The organism is Thiomonas delicata, from assembly GCF_900088825.1.
GTDB lineage: Bacteria > Pseudomonadota > Gammaproteobacteria > Burkholderiales > Burkholderiaceae_C > Thiomonas_A > Thiomonas_A delicata.
In genome coordinates this window covers 691811-713077 of record NZ_LT592171.1, presented here as the reverse complement: position 1 = coordinate 713077, position 21267 = coordinate 691811, and the positions used below count along the sequence as shown (strand labels likewise).

At 60.6% G+C, this 21267-nt stretch carries 20 protein-coding genes, 2 tRNA genes and 1 other annotated feature; of the genes, 10 read left to right on the top strand and 12 right to left on the bottom strand.

What is annotated here, in order from left to right; translation table 11 throughout:
* Nucleotides 1-22 precede the first annotated feature (22 nt).
* Nucleotides 23-1363 (top strand): sigma-54-dependent transcriptional regulator, encoded by a 1341-nt coding sequence (locus THIARS_RS12860; protein ID WP_013107020.1) that lies wholly within the window; start codon nt 23-25, stop codon nt 1361-1363.
* On the opposite strand, the gene THIARS_RS18320 is transcribed toward THIARS_RS12860, so the two are convergent.
* Together THIARS_RS18320 and THIARS_RS12855 are read right to left on the bottom strand one after the other, a co-directional pair.
* On the bottom strand, nt 1345-1560 hold the full coding sequence (locus tag THIARS_RS18320) for a hypothetical protein (protein WP_041609035.1): 216 nt from the start codon (nt 1558-1560) through the stop codon (nt 1345-1347). The genes THIARS_RS12860 and THIARS_RS18320 overlap by 19 nt on opposite strands.
* Before the next feature lie 23 nt (nt 1561-1583).
* The gene (locus tag THIARS_RS12855; RefSeq protein WP_094161276.1) at nt 1584-2825 is read right to left on the bottom strand and encodes a BRO-N domain-containing protein; all 1242 of its coding nucleotides are present in this window, start codon (nt 2823-2825) and stop codon (nt 1584-1586) included.
* Between the two features lie 1090 nt (nt 2826-3915).
* Between THIARS_RS12855 and THIARS_RS12850 the strand changes: the two genes are divergently transcribed.
* The 3 genes from THIARS_RS12850 (at nt 3916) to THIARS_RS12840 (ending at nt 5927) form a co-directional block, all read left to right on the top strand.
* A complete protein-coding gene (locus THIARS_RS12850; protein WP_094161275.1) occupies nt 3916-4191 on the top strand; it encodes a hypothetical protein in 276 nt (91 codons plus the stop codon).
* A gap of 42 nt (nt 4192-4233) precedes the next feature.
* Nucleotides 4234-5277, top strand: coding sequence for a ParM/StbA family protein (locus THIARS_RS12845; RefSeq protein ID WP_094161274.1), 1044 nt, complete (start codon nt 4234-4236; stop codon nt 5275-5277).
* Nucleotides 5278-5366: 89 nt separating this feature from the next.
* A complete protein-coding gene (locus THIARS_RS12840) occupies nt 5367-5927 on the top strand; it encodes a hypothetical protein (RefSeq protein WP_094161273.1) in 561 nt (186 codons plus the stop codon).
* Nucleotides 5928-6127: 200 nt separating this feature from the next.
* Here THIARS_RS12840 and THIARS_RS12835 read toward each other — a convergent pair whose 3' ends face one another.
* The 4 genes from THIARS_RS12835 to THIARS_RS12820 all read right to left on the bottom strand — a co-directional run bounded on the left by THIARS_RS12835 (nt 6128) and on the right by THIARS_RS12820 (nt 7897).
* Nucleotides 6128-6370 (bottom strand): DUF2442 domain-containing protein, encoded by a 243-nt coding sequence (locus THIARS_RS12835; protein WP_094161272.1) that lies wholly within the window; start codon nt 6368-6370, stop codon nt 6128-6130.
* 13 nt (nt 6371-6383) lie between these two features.
* Nucleotides 6384-6569, bottom strand: coding sequence for a DUF4160 domain-containing protein (locus THIARS_RS12830; protein ID WP_094161271.1), 186 nt, complete (start codon nt 6567-6569; stop codon nt 6384-6386).
* 324 nt (nt 6570-6893) lie between these two features.
* Complete coding sequence (locus THIARS_RS12825; RefSeq protein ID WP_094161270.1) at nt 6894-7337, bottom strand: hypothetical protein; 444 nt, start codon at nt 7335-7337, stop codon at nt 6894-6896.
* A 110-nt stretch (nt 7338-7447) separates the two neighbouring features.
* On the bottom strand, nt 7448-7897 hold the full coding sequence (locus THIARS_RS12820) for a hypothetical protein (protein WP_141202415.1): 450 nt from the start codon (nt 7895-7897) through the stop codon (nt 7448-7450).
* A gap of 220 nt (nt 7898-8117) precedes the next feature.
* Here THIARS_RS12820 and THIARS_RS12815 point away from each other — a divergent pair, with 220 nt between their 5' ends.
* Nucleotides 8118-8549 (top strand): hypothetical protein, encoded by a 432-nt coding sequence (locus tag THIARS_RS12815; protein ID WP_094161268.1) that lies wholly within the window; start codon nt 8118-8120, stop codon nt 8547-8549.
* Nucleotides 8550-8755: 206 nt separating this feature from the next.
* Entirely contained in the window at nt 8756-9082 is a 327-nt protein-coding gene (locus tag THIARS_RS18315; RefSeq protein ID WP_141202414.1) for a hypothetical protein, read from the top strand.
* Between the two features lie 940 nt (nt 9083-10022).
* Here THIARS_RS18315 and THIARS_RS18310 read toward each other — a convergent pair.
* Nucleotides 10023-10949 carry a hypothetical protein gene (locus THIARS_RS18310; RefSeq protein ID WP_141202413.1) on the bottom strand — a complete coding sequence of 309 codons (927 nt, stop codon included), beginning with the start codon at nt 10947-10949 and terminating at the stop codon, nt 10023-10025.
* A 23-nt stretch (nt 10950-10972) separates the two neighbouring features.
* On the bottom strand, nt 10973-12007 hold the full coding sequence (locus THIARS_RS12800; RefSeq protein WP_094161266.1) for a ParA family protein: 1035 nt from the start codon (nt 12005-12007) through the stop codon (nt 10973-10975).
* A gap of 377 nt (nt 12008-12384) precedes the next feature.
* Between THIARS_RS12800 and THIARS_RS12795 the strand changes: the two genes are divergently transcribed.
* From THIARS_RS12795 to THIARS_RS19290, 4 genes are all read left to right on the top strand, one after another.
* Nucleotides 12385-13610 (top strand): IS3 family transposase gene (locus THIARS_RS12795; RefSeq protein WP_094159366.1). Its coding sequence is split into 2 segments (ribosomal slippage): nt 12385-12664 and nt 12664-13610, totalling 1227 coding nucleotides; the frame shifts between segments, so codons are not numbered across the junction.
* Nucleotides 12663-12779 (top strand) — a sequence feature (AL1L pseudoknot). Its footprint overlaps the gene before it by 117 nt.
* Nucleotides 13611-14239: 629 nt before the next feature.
* Nucleotides 14240-15118 (top strand): hypothetical protein, encoded by an 879-nt coding sequence (locus THIARS_RS12790; RefSeq protein ID WP_094161265.1) that lies wholly within the window; start codon nt 14240-14242, stop codon nt 15116-15118.
* 356 nt (nt 15119-15474) lie between these two features.
* Complete coding sequence (locus THIARS_RS18305; protein ID WP_141202412.1) at nt 15475-15702, top strand: hypothetical protein; 228 nt, start codon at nt 15475-15477, stop codon at nt 15700-15702.
* Complete coding sequence (locus tag THIARS_RS19290) at nt 15695-17260, top strand: recombinase family protein (RefSeq protein ID WP_222423090.1); 1566 nt, start codon at nt 15695-15697, stop codon at nt 17258-17260. The genes THIARS_RS18305 and THIARS_RS19290 overlap by 8 nt, the downstream gene beginning before the upstream one ends.
* On the opposite strand, the gene THIARS_RS12780 is transcribed toward THIARS_RS19290, so the two are convergent.
* The 4 genes from THIARS_RS12780 to clpX form a co-directional block, all read right to left on the bottom strand.
* Nucleotides 17220-17295: transfer RNA gene (locus THIARS_RS12780), tRNA-Glu, on the bottom strand. The two genes, THIARS_RS19290 and THIARS_RS12780, sit on opposite strands and share 41 nt — an antisense overlap.
* Before the next feature lie 24 nt (nt 17296-17319).
* A tRNA-Ala gene (locus tag THIARS_RS12775) sits at nt 17320-17395 on the bottom strand.
* A gap of 93 nt (nt 17396-17488) precedes the next feature.
* Complete coding sequence (gene lon, locus THIARS_RS12770; protein ID WP_094161264.1) at nt 17489-19906, bottom strand: endopeptidase La; 2418 nt, start codon at nt 19904-19906, stop codon at nt 17489-17491.
* Nucleotides 19907-19993: 87 nt separating this feature from the next.
* Complete coding sequence (gene clpX, locus THIARS_RS12765; RefSeq protein ID WP_094161263.1) at nt 19994-21262, bottom strand: ATP-dependent Clp protease ATP-binding subunit ClpX; 1269 nt, start codon at nt 21260-21262, stop codon at nt 19994-19996.
* Nucleotides 21263-21267: the final 5 nt, after the last annotated feature.

Genomic DNA, 21267 nt, shown 5'->3' with positions numbered 1-21267 from the left:
AGGGCCACCCGAGGAGATTGCCGTGACCGATCCCGCCGTCCTGGTCGTCGAGGACGACCCCATCATGGGCGAATCGCTGCAGCAGCGCCTGCGTCTGGAGTATTACACCGTCGAATGGGTGCGCGACCTCGCCGAGGCGTGCGCCGCGTTGCAGACCCGCCTGTATCCTCTGGTGCTGAGTGACATTCGCCTGCCCGACGGCGATGGCGGCAGCATGCTCGCCACCATGATGCAGCGCTATGGCGGCTGCTGTCCGCCGCTGGTATTCATGACGGGTTACGGCTCGGTCGAGCAGGCCGTGCGCTTGGTACGCGAAGGCGCGTGGGACTACATCCAGAAGCCCTTCGACGTCGACGCGCTGATGCAGCGCATCCGCGAATGGATGCTCCCCGGCGTGCAGACGAGCGATGTCTGGTTCGGCATCTCGCCTGCGGCGCAGGCGCTGGAGCGGCTGATCGACCGCATCGCCGCGCTCGACCTACCCGTATTGATCCAGGGAGAATCCGGCACCGGCAAGGAAGTGGTGGCGCAGCACATCCACGCCCGCATGGCAGCCAACCATGCGGGCAAGCGCGCGTTGCCGATGGTGGCCGTCAACTGCGCGGCGATTCACGGCGGGCTGCTCGAATCCGAGCTGTTCGGTCACGAGAGCGGCGCATTCACCGGCGCGCACAAGCGCCACATCGGCGTGTTCGAACAGGCCGACGGCGGGGTGCTGTTCCTCGACGAAATCGGCGACATGCCGCTTGCCGTACAGGCCAAGCTGCTGCGCGTGCTGCAGGACGGGCAGGTGCGCCGCATCGGCAGCGAAAAAAACGTGCACGTCTCGGTGCGCCTGGTGTGTGCCACGCACAAGCCGCTGGACAAGATGGTCGACGCCGGAACCTTCCGCCAGGACCTGCTGTTTCGCATCAGCGGCGTGCCCATCCACCTCACGCCCCTGCGCGAGCGAGCCGACGACATCGCCTGGCTGGCGCATCGCCATGTCGAGGCGCTCAACGCCAAGACCGGCCAATCCAAACGCCTCGACCCGCGCTTCGTCGCCTGGGCCAAGGTGCAGCCCTGGGAAGGCAATGTGCGCGAACTCTTCGCCGTGCTCGATCGCGCCTACCACTTCGCCACCGATTGCTGGGTGCGCTGGGAACAATCGGGCCTGCCCTGCTCGGGCAACACGCCGAGCCACGCCCCGCATGCACACAAAGCGCCGGTACCGCTCGGCGACTATCTGGCACAGGCCGAGCGCGACTACCTCGCGCAGGCCGTGAGCGAGCGCGGCGGCAAGATGGCCGAGACCGCCGAACTGCTCGGCATCAGCCGCAAGACCTTATGGGAAAAGCTCAAGCGCTACAAAATCGCCACTTGACCCCCATGCCCACCGCCGCGCCTGAGTCCTGTCCCCGCCTGCTGGCCGACATCGGCGGCACCAATGCCCGATCGCCCTGCAAACGCCAGACAGACGGCCTTGAGGTCAAACCAGGGCCGGCCGTTGCGAACCATCACCACGAGCGGCTGGCCTCGATAGTCGCGCCGGACAACAATCATCTTCGTTACGTGCATCATGGCTTCTTATCTCGTCGAGCGCCTCAAACGATCCGCGCCATGGCAAACCGCGCCATGGCCTTGAGTTGATCCTGGTTCATGACGCTGAGCAGCTTGTCGATCCATTCGCTACCGCTCGCCTGGATGATCATTTCGTTTTTCTCGAGCGGACGGATCACCGGATGCTCGAGGTCGTCTAGCGTCAGCAGGAAGCGCTTGTTTTTCAGGACCAGCCCGGCCAGGCCGAGGGCGACCTCCGGGTGGCTGAGATTGGGGATTTGCGCCTTGAGTCCTTCTCGTCCGAGTGTCGCTTCGCCGATGCCGATCAATGCCCGGGCGACGTCCATCGCGCCTTGCAGCTTTTCTTGCGTGCCGGGGGCCTGGATCGGGCCAAGGGCTGGGGGTGCTTCCTTTTCCGCGCTGTAGCGACCTGTCTTGCGGATCGTCGGCAGGATTTCCTCGAACACAAGCCGCTCAAAGGCTTCGGCGGCTGGCAACTTGCTGCTGACGATCAGGCGCATCACATCGGGCTCGGACAAGACGCGCACTTCCTGGGTGCGTCCCAGGCTGTCGATGATGGGGTGGCGTTTCACCACCCCACGGCAATGCTGCTTTATGGCATTGATGTGGTCTGCATAACCCAGCGCGTCGCAGACGTCTTTGCCGACAAAGCACGGCTCCCCAGATTCGTCGTGGACGGCTCGTACGGTCTTACCGCCGAATGCGAAATGGATGATCTGACCGCTCGTTGAATCGTGTGTGCTCATGGCCGGTTCCTGCTGATCTGCCGCTGGCTGAATTTGTGCTCCCTGCCCGTGCGGCGCTTGACATGACGCTTGTCGCCCTGTATCAACCGGCCTGCATTCTTTGGCTGCAATAGTCTTCGCAATCGGCTTGAATTCCGTCATTCCATCGAGCCTGTCTCCAAGCACCTCGCCGTCTTGAGCTTCCATAGCGCGCACAGCGGCGTGAATCACGCCAGCAGCGATCCACTTCTTGAAGCGTCTCGTGGCAACCCGATGGCTAGCTGCTACCAGTGCCTGCATCCCGGCTTCGTTGACGTGCATCATCTGCTGCACGCCGCCTCCCGTCGGCACGCCTCGAGACTGCTGATCGCCTAGCTTGACGTGCCGCTCAATGGCTTCCGCCATCTTCTTAAAACCAAGCGCCGTGCATAAGGGCTTGGCGGTGTACCAGACACTTCCATCCTCCCCCATCTGCACCAGAATGGGGTTGCCTTCGAAGTCGAGGCGGATGATCGGCTTGGTTTCTGCGGCTGTCGCCATGGCTGCTCCTTCCTGAAACCGTCAAGGTAGAGGTAGCCGCGGCGCACGCTGACGCAAAAACCAGCCCATCACGGAGAGCTTTCGTTGCTCCCGCCGCGGCGCAAGCCGCCAGTTCTCCTGGGAGGGCCGCGGCGCATATCGCCAATCATCCCGGCGCGTGCAATCAGGGTAAAGAGCCTGCCCGCACGGCATCAGACGGGCGGTGGTGTGAGCACGTCAGACGGTGCTCTTCGTCGCCACGGATAAGGCCCCGGGTCCTGCCTTGCACTCGTATACGAGGGGCGATTTACCTTCAGGAGTCCCGAATTCTCACGCAACCGTCGCCACGGCTTTTGTGAGTCACGCCCTTGCGGTACGTGATCTCCCTCCGCAAAGAGGGAACCGGCCCGCTGACGGGGGCCATGCGGATGCTGCCGGAGCGACCCGGCGCGCGGCATCAACGCTTGAATGTTCCGAGACCCGACCTTGGTCGGGCGGCCATGCTCCCTCGGGATACATGGCGGCAACCGTGCTCGCTACACCCGCAAGGGTGAGTGCGAAACGCCGGTGCGGGCTGCCTGGCCCAGCTTCTCAAGCGACTACTTATCTGCCCTACTGGAATGTGTAGGGTGTCTTTTATGCCCGCTAAGGCGCGTGTGGACTCGGTTCGTGCCTCACTCAGGGTTCTGCTGTTTTTTTTGCTGAGGGGCGTCAAAAAAACCGCCTGGCGGCGGCATGGTGCGATGGTCTCTTACGAGACCCTGTCTTGGCGCCTCGGGAGCGGCGCAAGAAACCGGGCATGCCGGTCGAAGACTCATTCCGCTGATGCGGGGTTGCGAAAAGGTGCCCGATGATGGGCTGGTTGCAGCCTAAACCGAATCGATGGTTTGTGCACGTGGAATCGTCGGTCGAATCGATCGGTTTTCAAGTCGGGCGGCATCGACTTGCGCAGGCACGATGTCGGTGTAGAACAACTGCATGGCCTTGACGTGGTTGGGCTTGTTTTTTCGACTCAAACTCGGTCCGCGTCACGTAGCCAAGTTGCTCCACGTTGGATGAATGCGCTGCCATGGCGTCATTCCCAGCAATCACCAAATCGTGAAGGAAAACCGTGCGTTTCAATCTCACCATCGATCCGGACGACCCGGGTATGAAGCCATTGTATGAGCACCTGATCCGTCTCCCGCATGGCCCCGGGAAGCAGCATCGCGCCCGAGCGATTCAGCAAGTCATCTACACCGGCACGGCCATGCTCTATGGGCAAGGCGCCGCGCAACAACCCATGCCTGCCTCATTGGCCGCCCATCAGGCGGCCGCACCATCGGTTTCAGATCCCGGGCATGTGGACACGTTCATCGACGACCTCGATTTCAGCAACCTCAGCTAATCGCGCCTACTGGCGCACAACCTTTCAACCTGGAGTTTCAATATGGCAGTCATTCGTTTCAACCTCGGCCTGGACGTGGGCTATGGCAACACCAAGGGCGTCTGGTCCACCGACGCAGGTCCGGAGCACAACGTCATCATCCCATCGGTGGCGCACGAGATCCGCGATCTGGAGGATTACCGCGCCCTGTCCTCGGCCGGGCAGACCGACGAGGTGCTGGTGCAGGTGGACGGCCGCCATTATGTCGTCGGCCCATCCACCGCCGTCTATGGGCGCACGCTGCACGACAACTATATCCACACCCCGCAGTACCGCGCGCTGGTCGCCGGCGCTTTGTACATGGCGTTCAAGGACCTCGGCGAGGTGGTCGAGTGGGTCGACGCGCTCGTGGTGGGCCTGCCCGTCTACAGCTTCGGCAAGTTCCGCGAGGGCCTGGCGGCGGAAATGGGCAAGGGCTTCGAGGTTCCGGTCCCGGCAAAGCTGCGTGCCGCCTATGGCAAGGACACGGTGTTCGTGCGGGCGAAGGCGATCAAGGTCATGCCGCAGCCGGTCGGGGCGATGACGGATTGGCGCGGGCGCCTGGCCGTGCCGCCCCCGGAAGGTGACACGGTGATCGTGGCCGATCCCGGCTACAAGACGTTCGACTGGTTCGCCATGCGCGGCCACGTCATCATCCCGGATCTGTCCGGGGCGTTCGACGGCGGGGTATCGGAGCTGCTCAAGGACGTGTCGGTGGCGATCACCCGCAAGCATCCGAATGCGCGCGTCGACATCCAGACGGTCGAGGACGGGCTGGAGCGTGGCAAGATCTCCCTGGTCGGCGTCGGCAGCATCGACTTCACCGAGTATCGCCAGACGGTGCGCAAAGGCGCCAGGATCATCGCCCAGCGCATGGCCGAGATGCTCCAGCGCAGCCAGCAATCGAACAAGGTGCGGGTGGATCACCTGATCCTGGCTGGCGGCGGCGCGCAGTATTTCGAGGACGCCATGCGCGAGGTGTTCGCCGGGGTGGATTTCATCGTGCTGCCCAGGCCGGTGCTGGCGAATGCCCGCGGGTTCTGGAAAGTGGCGGCGCGCATGGCTTGATGGGTCTGGCCAGCCTCGGGTGCCTGGTTGTGTCGCACCCGGGGTTGCGTCGACCCAGGCGGGTGCGATGATTCAAGCAGGAGATCGAAATGAAGCTCATGCCCAAACCCAGCAATGTCGTCCCCATCCATGGATACGACGAACAGGAAGACGAAGGCCCGTCCACCGGGTACTGGAAAGAGGATCCTCACGCCCATTTTCTGCTCAGGCAGCCGACGATTACGCATCACTTTCCCGTGGTGCTTGGCAATGGCACGCGCATCGACCCGCCCCATTTATATTGCCGGTTCTGCGGAAAAACGCTCGAGCCGCATGGCCGGATCACGCGCTTCGAACGCGCGGTGTTGATCGAGGCCGCGGGGCAGTGCCCGGATTGCGAAGATTACACGGTCTGCGACGCCCGCGTTCTGGACACCGGACGCCTGTTCGTGCTCGATTACCAGTACCCCGGCGAAGACGCTTACGCCGGCAGGATCCATGTCGCCGAGCGCGTCGATGAAGAAGGCGACCCGCCGGAGAGCTGGGTTTTCGCGGAGGATGACGGCGATGGCGAAGCCAGGGAGTGCGCAGCAGCCGAGCGCATGACCCGGGAGCAGAATCCGCCCCCGGATCGTCAAAAATCATGGCTTCGCCGGCTGCTGAGGATCTGATCGCGTTCCACCGCCTCCCACCAACGATAACGCCCCGGCCATTTCTGGCGCGGGGCGTTTGTTTTTCCAGGCAGCCGGAAATTTTTGTGGGTAGATGCGTAAAAGTCGTCTAAGTCCAATCGGGCCGCCAGTCATTTGCTCATCTCAGACGCAAAAAAACCCCCGGCAGCAGAACTGCGCGGGGGTTGAGGATTACAGAATCAGACCGGGAGAGACCGATCGTAGAGCGTTTCAGGCGCAATGTCGATATTTCCCGGCCAAACGACGGTGCCGTAATCAACGGATGCCTTCGTAAAGAGAGGAGACCCTTTCAGTTGGACAAAAGGCTTCTTGTCCATCAGCGGCGTCATATCGAATACCCGTTTTTCCCCGTTCTCAAACTCCAGAAACAAGGTGTAGTCAGGCTTTGCGTCTACCCGAACTACGTCTAACAGGATGTCCATGTTGCCTCCTTGATTATTGCAGCGGCGCAATCCGGAAAGGTTGCTCACCAGCGAGAGCAAGTTCCCAGTCGGCAAACAACTCATCCTTATGGATTTCAATCCAGGTTTGCACCATTTTCAGTTGCTTGGGCGGAATGCTTCCGGCGAGCACGCTGCCATCTTCGATAGCAATCGACGCCTTCTGCCCCGAGTACCGCACATCGCAGGGTCGTCACGCCACTCGTCATCGCACCAATAGGCAATTTCGAGGCCATCAACAACCACGCGCACGTAGTTGCACTCTTCAGGATGCGCAGGACTGCGGATTTGACGCTGCGAGCCGAGGATGTCGAGAGCGCATTCCTCTCCATAGTTGTTTTCCAGGTTGTCCAGTCGCAATGACCCGGTGACAGATCACCTTGCAAGGCGCTCAATGCACCTGAAAACAAGGTCATCATGCCGAGCAAGATGTCGACGCTCAGCTATGCAGGGGATATGCGCTACGCGTGGTAGTAATCGCATAACCCACAAGACGATCATGTGGCTATTTCACAAGCCCAAGCAGCTTGCCGAGCAGCGCAAGCGCGTTCTGGTTCATCATCACGATCACGAAGATCGTGATGAGAAATTGAACCGTTGTGCGCAACTTCAGATCCTTGAGTTCGGATCTAATGTTTGCGATGTCCTGCTTCAACTCGGCGCGAAGGTCGGCGATGTCTTGCTTCAACTCGGCGCGGAGATTGGCGATGTCCTGCTTGAGTTCCGAACGGGTGTTGGCGAGATCCACCTTGGTGGACAGTTCATCCCGCAACTCCTGCTTCAACTCATCCTTGATTTCGACCTTGCGCGCAAGCGAATGCTCGCGCGCCTTCTCTTCGATGCGAACCACCGCCGCATCGACGGATTTCGCCACCCTCAGCGCCTGGTCGTGCCCGACCTGGCCCTCGATGGCCTCGAAAATTTCCATGGCCAAGTTCATCGTGTTCATTCTACGTCCCTTCCCGCTCGCGGCGGTGTTGATGATGGACGCTCAAAACTCTACCCAATGGGCCCCGCTTGGTCGCATTGGGTAAGGCTTTGCAGCCAATCCCCCGAGGTTCATAAACCCTCGATCAGCGAAGCAAATGCCGCTTCGCCATCTTCGTCCCAGGCTTCCTTTGCGCAGGACGGTTTGTAAAGCAGCGCCCTGCCGTTCTCGCATGAACGCAGTTTCCAGAATTTGGCCTGGGCGCGTTCGACCGCAAAATCCAGATCGGCTTGCTCCCGAGACTCGATTTCCATCAAATCCCAGCCTTGCCGCCGGTCTTCGGGATGGCCGCCATTGCGGACGACACAAACCTCGGCTGTCCTCACGATGGCCAGGTCGATGCTGATCACCCGGTTGTCCGTGTAACCGTATTGCTCGATGACTCGGAAGCCTGCTTCGATTTCGCGCTTGAGCGCGATCTCTGTTTGACTCATCGACATGATTTCGCCTTCTGGCGGAGTTGAGAAACCTTTCACCTCCACGCAGGCGCGGAAGTGGTCTTCTGAATCATCCGTCTTCACGCGAGACGATGGTCGCCGAAAACGAGCAAAACCCGGCTTGTTTCGCAACGTCCGGCGTCAGTGGCGCCTCGACAATCGTCGAGGCTCATGGCGTTTGATGCAGCCAAAAATTGGGCGCCCAAACGCTTCGGTGCCACGTAAGTTGTTGATCTTGCGGAAGACCCAAAAACGAGCGGTCCGGGTTTGACGCAACGGTCACGCTTTTCCTAGGGCTGCTCACGTGCCTGATCCAGAAGTCACTCCAGAGACCGACACAGCCTGCGGGCAGGCAAAAAGCCACCGTCTTGCGGTAGTCGGATCGCTGGCGCAAGGGATCACGGCCGCCGTCCTGGGCGCGGGCCTTGGACTGTCGTTCGGCCACGACGAACTGGGCTACCCGGCATGCCTTGCGGTCGGCGGGTTCTTCGTGCTGCTTGTCATGGCGTCCTGGCGCGAAGGCCGCGCATTCCGCTCGGTCTTCGCGGCGTGGATCGGACTGTGCTTCGGGCTTGGCGAGTTTTTCGCGGGGCTGTCCTGGTTTCCATCCAGCATCGCGCGGGAATGGCCGCAGTTGTCCGCGGCGCCCGAGTATCTGCTGCTGGTCTATCTGGCGAGCTACCACGCGCTCACGGGTGTGTTGTTCGGGGCCTTCGCGCGACGTTTTCGACGTTAAGTGGCTGGGTGGTTCGTCGCCCTACCCTTCGTCTTCGCTTACGCATGGACGATTCCCGAGATCATTCGCGGCACGGCCATGACGGGCCTGCCTAGGCTTGACCAAGAAACCCCTTTATCCGTCCCCAAATGATGGGAGCAATCTTCATGTTTTTCGAAGTTGCAACTCAGGATGCATGACGTGAAATGGACGCAAGGAGATGCCCCATGCATGCAGAAGCCAAATTGCCAGACTTGAATGTCGATCTTGACGCGCTTGCCAGCGCGATTGCACTGCGCATTGCACGTCCAGTCCCCATTGACATTGAACTATGGAGCGCCAAGGAGATCGCCGCATACCTCAAGGTTGGGCCCCGTCAGGTGTCCGAGCGCTACGCGTTGATGCCTGGCTTTCCCAAAACGATCCGTTTGCCGACGGTAGCCGGAGTTCGTGGCACGCCACGCTGGAGCGCTGCAGAAGTGATCCAATGGGCAACCAACCATCGCGAGGGCACGCCAACGTCCAAGGGTGGCCGCCCAAGGTCCGCACGCTGATGCAGCGTTTGTTCCAGCGATAGACTTGACCCTTCATCGCATTGTTCACGGCTGAGTTCGCGTTCCTATCCTTGAAAAATTGCACCAAAATTTGCACCAAACCGCCTGGAAGCAGCATAAATACTAGCTCTTCGATTCCTTTCACCGGCACCAGTAGCATGTTCAGGCGTTTTTGCAACGCCTCAACGCAAGCATTCATGCCCCTGCGCCCGTACGGGTGGACCGCAAAAAAATGGCCGCGCGAAGCGGCCATTTGTTTTTCTTCAGATTGAGCTTTGTATCGATGCCAGGAAGGTAGAAGAACTGCAACTACCAGTCTTGCGTCCCCTAGATTTCCACGCTCTCACCACGACTTAGCGCGAAGCGCGAACTGGCAGGTAGCCCTGCCATTGAAGCCACCTCGGAGCGAACCCCGAAAAAGACTGCGCCGGACTCCATCAACTGCAGCGCCCCCGTCGGGTGCGGGGCGGAACGAAGGTGCGAACTGGCACCTCGCGCTGGAACCCTAGGCGCGATAGGCACCTCCGGCCCGCGCCCCACTCCCACTCAGTGCACTCGATGAAGTCTGTCGGCGTGGACGAACAGCATCTGGACGAATAGTTCGCGATCCCTTGCAGTGTCGGCGGTTAGCACCGTGGCTGCAGGAAGTCAGGAACGGGGCGGCCGAACTAGCCAGCAAAGGTGCGCGAAGAACCCCTTCGGCGCCTCCCGCATCCCTCGCCTGAAGCCCAAGAAGAAGGCTTTGAGTGGTCGGATCATCTGAGGATCGTACCCCTATGGAAGTGCAACGCCTCTGGAACTCCACCACAATGGGCGGCCCCGCGTGCCGCTTCGCCGATCACGACTCAACTACCGAACCGCAAGAACAGCGCCGCGCCAAGCACCCAAAAGGGAAACTAGCTCGGCCTCGACGGTCTTCGGCTCAATCCGAGCATCATTTCTACGTAAAAAATTTCGGCGCCCTCAATTGAGGAGCAACATCCGCATTAACGAGGCTCAAATACATGGCCACCTTATGCACCATATCGCACGCCTCATACGCATCCGCACGAGCCAACTCCCTTCCATTATGAATCGCATCATTTCTTTGTTTGTTTACCTTGAGCAGCCTCTCAAAAAGACCTGGCTCATCTTCGGCCAAGGAATGGCCCGAGGCCAATTTCAATACCGCATCAAGATACGTCGCCATGCGCTTAGTCATTACATTGCGAAGCAACTGTTCCGCCGACTCCTCCTCAATGAAACGCAGCGCCATTAAGGCGCGCAAAAATTTCTGCACAAAGGCGTCCAGAACTGCGGCAGCTAAGAGCACGCTTTCCGTCGGATAACCGCACTGCGCAAGGTCGATCGCACGCTGTAAAGTTCTTTGCTCGAAGGAAATACGTCGACAAACATCCGGAAGCGAGTCAAGCGAGGACCGCAATGAGCGAAAATGCGCGCCAAGCGAGGAACCAATTCTTTTAAAGACTAAAGCCCCTGCGAATTGCACACAAACATAAGGCCAATCCAATGGGCCAAAATGTCGAATACAATGAACGTCATAATTTTCATGAAATTCACTCTTAAGCACATCAACGTAAGCGTGTTGCGCCCGCTCAATCTTCTCGATCAACACCTTCGAGCCATCTTTGCTTGAAGCCCACTTTCGAGCTGCATTGCGCGTACCAGAAAATGGCTGCCGCCACGAAACAGATAGCTGACACCAGTTCGAATTCGCTAATTTTAGCTCTTTATCTACAAAATATACGGATGGAAACTCGAGAGAGACAATAAATCGAGATTCGCCGACTTCAACGACCCTTTCCGTCTTATCAACATTTGGCCGCACCGGCCAAACCACATGGCCAGTGACACGAAATTTCTGCAAGCTTGTCACGTTCCCGCCAACCGTTACGCGGTAAGGACGTCAACCCGCTCAGCCAATTCCACAAATGTCTCCTGAAATCTATCCCTGCTATCAACAAAACTTTCCAATACCGAACCTTGCGCCTTCAACTGTTCCTCTGTAAGCGCAAAGACCGCCGTGGCGCACTCTTGAGAACGGGCGATTAAACTATTAAAATCGGATATTTGAGCCAGCTCGAGATGCGGCGAGGCTTTTATTACCTTCTTCAACTGAGATCGACTCAATGCCATTGCATGTTTCTCTAACGCAGGGATCAAAACCTCATCCACGCGCTCAACAATCTGATCGATCCATTCTTGAAAGGCCGCCGCAGGCTTTCCTAACCTTGGTCTGTATTTCTGTGAAATGAGGCCGATAAACTTAGGGTTGTGCTCGGGAATCAAATATGACCTCCCCTCCTGCTGGGATCGCAACTCTGAAGCCGTTTGCGCCCATCTGGGTAGAGTTTTGGCGAGCGAATCAATTGCGAGCAGGCAGAAGTAGTCAGGGCTCGTTGGAAGAATAAAAAAATCGCTCTGCATCAGCAAATTTTGATTTAGCGCCCCGATACTTGGACTCATATCGATCAGAACAATATCACACCCATTCTCAACGGCCGTGGCGCGTATGAGGTGCCCAAAAGCACCAGGCAAATTCTGAAGCACAGGCATTGCAGCGGTCAATCGATGCGCCATAGATAATTCGGGCTCGAACAATGCCACATCCAGGTGCCCAGCTAACAGCATCAAATTATCCCGCTGACTCGCAGTAATTGGTGCCGGCTTCAGTTTTTCAGGACTCCCCGCGAACGCTGGCTTAATTGCCTCATAAATATTGGCTCGAGGATGTTTTTTGTAGAATTTTGCGAAATCCTTGAAGCCGCTGAAGGACAATATCATGCCCGTTAGATTACACTGAGGATCGGCGTCAATTAGCAAAACGCGATGACCTCGGTCTGCCAGAGCCCAGCCAAGATTAAATGTCGTGGTTGTCTTAGACACACCACCCTTATGGTTAAATAGGGAAATGATTCTTGGCATTTTGTCCTCAACTAATTCGAATTTTGTGACGCGAGCTCGAAAGAACCTGCAGCATAGCTCTAGAAGACGCCCAAGTGAAGGTGAACTTTTTTGCCCACAACCATTATCGTTGCGCGATGCATCTTTCCATCTAATCTCGCCATTTTGCAATCTGGGACCGATTCGTTGAACGGTGGCAACCAACCATATCATTTAGTTCGCGATACCTCAATTTAGCAGCCCTTCTTGTTCGTGGGCTAGCGTCGACGACAACCGCTTAGCATCGCCGTCATGTCATAGCTGGGCACACAGCTCCGGCAAGAGAAAATTCGCCCATCCAGCACGAACTGAACCGCCCCGGGTTTTGAGGAGGCTCCAACCTTTGAGAAGATGGAGCCATGAACAAGACGAACAAGTTTTCCCCCGAAGTGCGCGAGCGCGCGGTACGCATGGTGCAGGAGCACCGAGGCGAGTACCCCTCGCTGTGGGCCGCAGTCGAATCCATGGCCCCCAAGATTGGCTGCGTGCCACAGACGCTGCTGGAGTGGGTCAAGCGCGAGGAAGTCGATACAGGCCAGCGCGACGGCCTGACGAGCAGCGAGCGTGAACGCCTCAAACAACTCGAGCGCGAGAACAAGGAATTGCGCCGGGCCAATGACATCCTCAAAGCGGCGAGTGCTTTTTTCGCCCAGGCGGAGCTCGACCGCCGTTTGAAGAGTTGAAGCGATTCATCGACCAGCACCGCCCCATGCACGGGGTCGAGCCCATCTGCAAAGTGCTGCAGATGGCCCCGTCGTGTTACTGGCGCCATGCCGCGCGTCATCGCAACCCCGAGTTGCGCAGCGCCCGTGCTCAGCGCGACGATGCGCTGGCTGCCGACATCCAGCGTGTGTGGCACGCCAACTGGCAGGTGTATGGAGCTGACAAGGTTTGGTTGCAGATGAACCGCGAGGGCAACCGGGTGGCGCGCTGCACGGTCGAGCGGCTGATGAAACGCCTGGGGCTGCAGGGTGCGCGGCGGAGCAAGAAGGTGCGAACCACGGTCCCCGACACTTGCACGCCGTGTCCGCAGGACCACGTCAACCGGGTGTTCAAAGCCGAGCGACCCAACCAGCTCTGGGTGTCGGACTTCACCTATGTGAGCACCTGGCAGGGCTGGCTGTACGTGGCGTTCGTCATCGACGTGTTTGCCCGACGCATCGTGGGCTGGCGCGTGAGCACATCCATGCAGACCGATTTCGTGATGGACGCGCTGGAGCAGGCTTTGTACGCGCGTCGGCCCGCTGCCCATGCCTTGGTCCACCATTCGGACAGAGGCGTGCAATACGTCAGCGTCAAGTACACCGAACGCTTGGCGCAGGCAGGCATCCAGCCCTCCGTGGGCAGCAAAGGAGACTCCTATGACAACGCCCTGGCCGAGACCATCAACGGGCTGTATAAGGCCGAATTGATTCACCGCCGCGGACCCTGGAAAACCAGGGAAGCCGTCGAACTGGCCACCCTGCAATGGGTGCACTGGTTCAACCACACCCGACTGCTCAAACCGATTGGGGGTATCCCTCCGGCAGAAGCTGAGGCAAACTACTGGCGCCAACAAGCCAGTCAACACGCCATTCCGGCATGACTTAAACCAACTAGCCTCCACGAAACCCGGGGCGGTTCAAACCTGCCTGAGCGCGGCAGCGATCAGGTCGGGGGGGCCACGAAGGATGCGGAGACTTGCGCAGGGAGACGGCAGTCGACCGTAGCTAGCGGAGCAAGCCGTCCCCCAGGACGGCGGTCCTTCGTGGGGGCGGAGCCCGGCCTCCGCGAGGGCGCGCGGGCAAAACGCTTCGCGATGCCGCAAGGCACCCGTCCAGGGCCAGCTCGGGCGAGCCGCCAGGCACGACCGAGCGCAGTCGGCGAAGCGTTTTGCCCGCGCGCCAGCGCGGAGGCCCGCAAGCTGCATTTGCAGCGCGCAGCGAGCCCCAGGCGAGCGAAGGCAAGGTAGGGAGCCGGATGGCGGGCGTCCAGCCCGCCAAGTACCCCGTTCGCCCCTAGGCGACGAGCGCCGGCAGGCGCGAGAGGGGTGCGGCCGGCTCCTTGCCGCGCAGGGTCGCGCAGCGGCCCGAAGTGCCTTTGCGCCAGTGGATTGGCGCGAGCCCTGCCACTGGATCGGCCTCTGGCCTTCGAGCCTAGGCGGGCGATCCAGCGGCGTCAATTCCACGCGGGCCAATTTTTCGGCAGCCTAGAACGTGGCAAGGAGGCTCCACCATGAGCAACTTGCCAAGCCAACACCATCGCCTGAACACCCACGCCCGCCACCTGGAGAAATCCCTGACTGCGCTGCTGTGGACCGTACGCTTCCGCTGGACGGCCACGCTGGTCATCGACCGCCTGCTCGGCGGCAACGGCCTGGTGCGCAAGCTCATCGAGCAGAAACTGCTGGTAGAGCACCGGATCGGGAACCCGTTCTCGCCCGTGCGCTACTACGTCACCCTCAGCAAGGATGGCCTGGCGCTGCTGCAGCGGCACTGGGACGAAATCGCCCGCAGCGCGCATGGCCACCTCGCCATGTGTCTCACCAACTCCTTTGAATTGCCGAGCCGCCCGGAGCACCGCATCCGCGAAGTCCGCTTCGAGCATGACCTGCACGTGCAGTTCCAAGTCACGGCCCTGATTCGACGCCAAGGTCTGCAACTCGACAGCCTTCGCCTGGCGGACGATCTCGAGCGGGCTCCACCGGACAAGCGCCCCAGCAAGATTCCGGATGCGATCATCCATCTGCGCTCCAAGAGCTTCCCCGTCGATAGGACAATCAGCAAGCTCTGGATCGAGGTCGAGTTTTCTCGCAAAAACGCACGGGAAATCGACATGTTTTGCGCGTATTACCGGGGGGCGCTCGCCGGGATCACAGAGAAGAACTTCCAGGCATTGGAGATCTATTGCCATCCCTCCGTGCTGCGGCAGTGGCGCCGGGATTTCGCACGGACGATGGTTCCCAAGTGGCACTTCCGAAAGGACACTCGCACCTGGGTACGCCTCGATCCGAAGGACTGGTTCCATTTCCCGGAGCTGTCGATCGTACGGCTGCATGACCACGTCCGAGCGCTGCCAGTGGATAGCAAAACGAACTCGACCGCGCAGGCGTAGACGCGAGCAGGCGCTTGCGGCATCAGGACATCGCTCAGCCTAGCTCCCGCGACCCGGCGTCAAGGGTGAAGGCTTGCGCCCGGGCCTTTGGCCCGCCCTTGACGCCGTGCCCGCTGCGGGAGCTGCTGGAGCGCCGCCCCGACGCCGCAAGCCCCTCCCCGCCAGCAGCCACGCCTGGCTTGAACCCTGGCACCGTGCATACGGCCCCATCCCCCCGCCCTTCCCCTACCCGGGGAAGGGAGCGCCCCTCTGCCGCAACCTTTCCGCCTCGCCACGCCACGGGTCGCGACCGGTACCGCCGAGCAACCGGGAGCACTGCACGCGGATTTTGTTTTGGGCAGCCCTCTGTGCTGCAGATGGATACGAAAACCATCGAGCGGCCAGCCCTGCTCTCCAATCCCCCGGCTGACAACCAAGCCGCGGAGCCCAAACCCTTGCGCCGGCGCAGCAAGCGGCTGGCTCCCATGACGGTCCACACCGTGGGCGAGCCCGCGCACCTTGCCGGAATCGCCTCATTGCTGCTACACCATCATCGCAAGCAACTGGCCCAGCAGCTTTCCCCCGAGGTTCACGACCATGCCTGACGACAACCGAGCCGCTTTGTACCTCCGCTCCAGCAAGGACCGTAACGACGTATCGATCGACGCACAGCGTCGCGCATTGCACGATCTGGCGGTTGCGCACAAGCTGGTCGTGGTGGATGAGTTCGCCGACGCCGTCGAGAGCGGCAAGGACGAGATGCGTCCGGGCTTCATCGCCTTGCGCGAGGCCGTGAAGAGCCCGACGCGCGGCTGGTCGCACCTGTGCGTGCTCGACACCAGCCGCGTTGCGCGCAAGCAGCTGATCGCGATGGCCTTCGAGCACGACTGCGAGCGCTTCGCGGTGAAAGTGCTGTACAAGAATCTTCCGGACATCGACCCGGTGTACTCGACCTTCATGCGCTCGATCATGCAGGCCATCGACGAACTGCACTCGATGACGAGCAAGGCCAAAGGCATGGCCGGGATGGCGGAGAACGTGCACCAGGGCTGGCGGGCAGGCGGCAGTGCGCCGCGCGGCTATTCGCTGGAGCATGTGCCTACCGGGGCCATCCGGGACGGGATGCCGGTACTCAAGAGCCGCCTGGTGCCGAACCAGGATGCCGAGCTGGTCGCCGCCTACCTGCGTGGCCGTGCGGCCGGCAAACCTCGCGCGGCGCTCGTTCGGCAGCTCGGCATCACGTGGAAGGTCGACGGGCTCAACGGCATGGAGTGGATGGCGCTGACCTACGCCGGGCACACCGTGTGGGGCGTGCACGCCGAACGTAGTTCGCAAGGCGGCTACATCGGCGGCCAGAAGCGCCGCCCGCGCTCGGAGTGGCTGATCAAGCGGGACACCCACCCTGCCCTGATCAGCGACGCCGAGGCCGAGTTCATCCTGATGCAGATCGAGCGCGGCCGCACGCGGCGCACGCGCGAGAGCAACCACCCCTACCTGCTGACCGGGCTGCTGGTCGATGGCGAGGGCCGGCCGTGGCACGGCGAGTGGGACGTGCGCAACGACAGCGGCATGTACCGGCTGGCGCATGAAAAGAAGGTCGCCGCGCATCGGGTCGACGATCCGGTGCTGGAGCGGATTCTGAGCGACCTGCGCGCGCCGGAGACGGTGGACCGGCTGCTGGAGCAGATGCGCGGCCAGCTGAGCGAGGCGGACGACGCTCCGGACGGGCGGGCGATCGCTGGCAAGGAAAAGCGCCTGGACGCGCTGACGCACAAGATCTCGCGGTTGATCGACCTGCAGTTGGACGCGCCGACGCCTGAGGCCCGCCAAGCCTATGTGCGCAGTGTCGCGCAGGCCGAGGCCGAGCGGTCGCTGGTGGCGCGGGAACTGGAGCAGCTGCGCTCGCGCAGCGAGGTGCAGCGTGACGTGCAGGCGTTGGGGCGCCGCGACGTGGTCACTCTGCTGGATGGGTTGTTCGCCCGGATCAAGGGCGGGCTCGACGCCGACGACCTGGAAAAAACAAAGGCCGCACTCGGCGGCCTTGTTCATCGAATCGAGCTGGAACCAGGAGCTGACACGCTCCGGATCTGCTATCAAGTTGAACCCTTGACAGGGTTTAACTTGGCGTCCCCTAGGGGATTCGAACCCCTGTTATCGCCGTGAAAGGGCGGTGTCCTAGGCCTCTAGACGAAGGGGACAGGACTTGACTTCAAACTGCTTTTTGGTGGAGGTAAGCGGGATCGAACCGCTGACCTCTTGCATGCCATGCAAGCGCTCTCCCAGCTGAGCTATACCCCCGACAAGCAAAGATTTAAATCATAAATGATGACAGCGGTTTCGCGCAAGCCCCCGAGAAGCCAGATGCTGCAAAGGGTCGACGCGAACCGCCGATCAGTGACGCGTCGTGGCATCCGCCGCTGCCGCGGGATCGCCAGCTGCCGCCGCCACGACCGCGGGCTCTTCCGGTAGCGGCTCGGGGCTGCGCTCCAGGGCCAGTTCAAGCACCTTGTCGATCCACTTGACGGGAATGATCTCCAGGCTGTTCTTGATGTTCTCCGGGAACTCCTGCAGATCCTTCACGTTCTCCTCGGGAATCAGCACGGTCTTGATGCCTCCGCGGTGGGCAGCGAGCAGCTTCTCCTTGAGCCCACCGATTTCCAGCACTTCGCCACGCAGGGTGATTTCCCCGGTCATCGCGACATCGGCGCGCACGGGGATACCCGTCAGCGCCGAGACGATGGCCGTCGTCATCGCGATACCGGCGCTGGGGCCGTCCTTGGGCGTCGCGCCTTCCGGAACGTGAACGTGCAGATCATTCTTTTCGAACACTTCGTCCTTGATGCCCAAACGCTTGGCTCGCACACGAACCACAGTGCGCGCGGCCTCGACCGACTCCTTCATCACGTCGCCCAGGGATCCGGTGCGGGTGATGACGCCCTTGCCGGGCATTTTGGTGGCTTCGATGGTCAGTAGCTCACCACCAACCTCGGTCCACGCCAGACCGACGACTTGGCCGACCTGATTCTCACGCCCCGCAAGACCAAAATTGAAGCGGCGCACGGACAGAAAATCATTCAGGTTGTCCGTCGTCACGACGATCTTGCCTTCGTATTTCTTCAGCATCTGCCCCTTGACCGCCTTGCGGCAGATCTTGGAAATCTCGCGTTCAAGGGAGCGCACGCCGGCCTCGCGGGTGTAATAGCGAACGATGCCGCGAATGGCGTCTTCCGTGACTTCCAGCTCGCCGTCCTTCACGCCGTTGTTCTTCATCTGCTTGGGCAGCAGGTAGCGCTTGGCGATGTTGACCTTTTCGTCCTCGGTATAGCCCGACAGGCGAATGACCTCCATCCGATCGAGCAGCGCCGGCGGAATATTGAGCGAGTTGCTGGTGGCCACGAACATGACGTCGGACAGATCGAAATCGACCTCGACGTAATGGTCGCTGAACGTATGGTTCTGTTCCGGGTCGAGAACCTCCAGCAGCGCCGATGACGGATCGCCGCGGAAATCCATCCCGAGCTTGTCGACCTCGTCGAGCAGGAACAAGGGATTGCGCACGCCGACCTTGTTCAGGCTTTGGAGGATCTTGCCGGGCATCGAACCGATGTAGGTGCGGCGATGGCCGCGAATCTCGGCTTCGTCGCGCACGCCGCCCAGCGCCATGCGCACGAACTTGCGTCCCGTGGCGCGGGCGACCGACTGGCCGAGCGAGGTCTTGCCGACGCCGGGCGGGCCGACCAGACACAGGATGGGGGCCTTCACCTTGTCCACCCGCTGCTGCACCGCGAGGTATTCGAGGATGCGCTCTTTGACGCGCTCCAGCCCATAGTGATCCTCATCGAGCACCTGGTTGGCGAAGGCGAGATCATGCTTGACCTTGGACTTCTTGGCCCAGGGAAGATTGACCAGCACGTCGAGATAGTTGCGCACCACGGTGGCTTCGGCCGACATGGGCGACATCAGCTTGAGCTTCTTGAGCTCCGCATCGGCTTTCTTGCGCGCATCCTTGGGCATGTGCGCGGCCTTGATCTTCTTCTCCAGTTCCTCGATGTCGGCGCCCTCCTCGCCTTCGCCGAGTTCCTTCTGGATGGCCTTGACCTGCTCGTTCAGGTAGTACTCGCGCTGGCTTTTCTCCATCTGGCGCTTGACGCGGCCGCGGATGCGCTTCTCGACCTGAAGAATGTCGACCTCGCGCTCGAGCTGCTCGAGCAGGTTTTCCAGCCGCGCATGAATATCGGCGAACTCCAGCACCATCTGCTTGTGCTCGAGCTTCAGCGGCAGGTGCGCGGCGATGGTGTCGGCCAGGCGGCCGGGGTCGTCGATGCCCGAGATGGAGGTCAGGATCTCAGGCGGAATTTTCTTGTTCAGCTTGACGTACTGGTCGAACTGGGTGACGACCGCGCGGCGCAATGCCTCCGACTCGGCGGACACTTCGGCCTGCGCTTCGACCAGCTTGACCTCGCAAACGAAAAAGTCGCCGTTGTCCTCCACCTGGCTCGCCTTGGCGCGCTGCACGCCTTCCACCAGAACCTTCACGGTGCCATCCGGCAGCTTGAGCATTTGCAGGATGGTCGACATGCACCCCACCTCGAACAAATCTTCGGGCTTGGGCTCGTCTTTTGCGGCGGTCTTCTGGGCCACCAGCATGATCTGCTTGCCTGATTCCATCGCCGCCTCGAGAGCCTTGATGGATTTTGGCCTGCCCACGAACAGCGGGATGACCATATGGGGAAACACGACGACGTCGCGCAGAGGCAAAAGCGGCACAGCCGACGGGATCGGGGAGACGGTAGTTTCGGAGTCAGCCATGGGGAGCACCCTGGAATGGAATGATCAACAAATGGGGCAGCTAGCCCGGATTACAAGGCACCCCGCGTGCTCCGGCGGGAAGCGCACTCAAGCGCCCGCGGCCTTGGGAGGGTCTTCGTAGGTAAGCAGTGGCTTGGCATTGGTATTGATGGTGTTTTCATCCACCATCACGCTTGTAACGCCTTTGAGATTAGGAATCTCGAACATGGTTTCAAGCAATGCCTGCTCCACGATGGAGCGCAAACCGCGCGCCCCCGTGCGGCGCTTGAGCGCCTTGTGGGCAATGGCGGAAAGCGCGGCAGGCCGGAACTCCAGCTTGACCCCGTCCATCTCGAACAGCTTCTGGTACTGTTTCACGAGGGCGTTACGCGGCTCTGTCAGAATCTGCACCAGCGCCGCTTCGTCGAGTTCGGACAGCGTGGCGGCAACCGGCAGGCGCCCGACCAGTTCGGGAATGAGGCCGAACTTGATCAAGTCTTCGGGCTCGATTTGCCGGAAAGTCTCGGAAACGCTTTGCTGCGACTTGCTGCGCACCGTGGCCGCGAAACCGATGCCGGATTTTTCCGAACGGTTCTGGATGATCTTTTCCAGCCCGTCGAAAGCCCCGCCGCAGATGAACAGGATATTGGTCGTGTCGACCTGGATGAAGTCCTGATTCGGATGTTTGCGCCCGCCCTGCGGGGGAACCGAAGCCATGGTGCCTTCGATCAGCTTCAGCAGCGCCTGCTGGACGCCCTCGCCCGACACGTCGCGGGTGATGGACGGGTTCTCGGACTTGCGCGAGATCTTGTCGATTTCGTCGATGTAGACGATGCCGCGCTGCGCCTTTTCGATTTCGTAATTGCAGCTCTGCAGCAGCTTCTGGATGATGTTCTCGACATCCTCGCCGACGTAGCCGGCCTCGGTCAGCGTCGTGGCATCGGCGATCACGAAAGGCACGTTGAGCACGCGCGCCAAGGTCTGCGCCAGCAAGGTCTTGCCTGAACCCGTAGGCCCGATGAGCAGGATATTGCTCTTCATCAGCTCCACTTCGCCGGGCTTGGCCGCGTGCTGCAAGCGCTTGTAGTGGTTGTACACCGCCACCGAAAGGATGCGCTTGGCCGACTCCTGCCCGATCACGTACTGATCGAGGATGTCCTTGATCTCCTGGGGGATCGGCAGGTCGGACTTCGCGAGGCGCTCGGCCTTGTCGGACGCGACGGTTTCGTCCCGGATGATCTCGTTGCAGAGGTCGATGCATTCGTCGCAAATGAACACCGAAGGTCCGGCGATGAGCTTCTTCACCTCATGCTGGCTTTTCCCGCAAAAGGAGCAATACAGGATCTTCTCGCCGGTCGATGATTTCTTGTCAGCCATGGCCT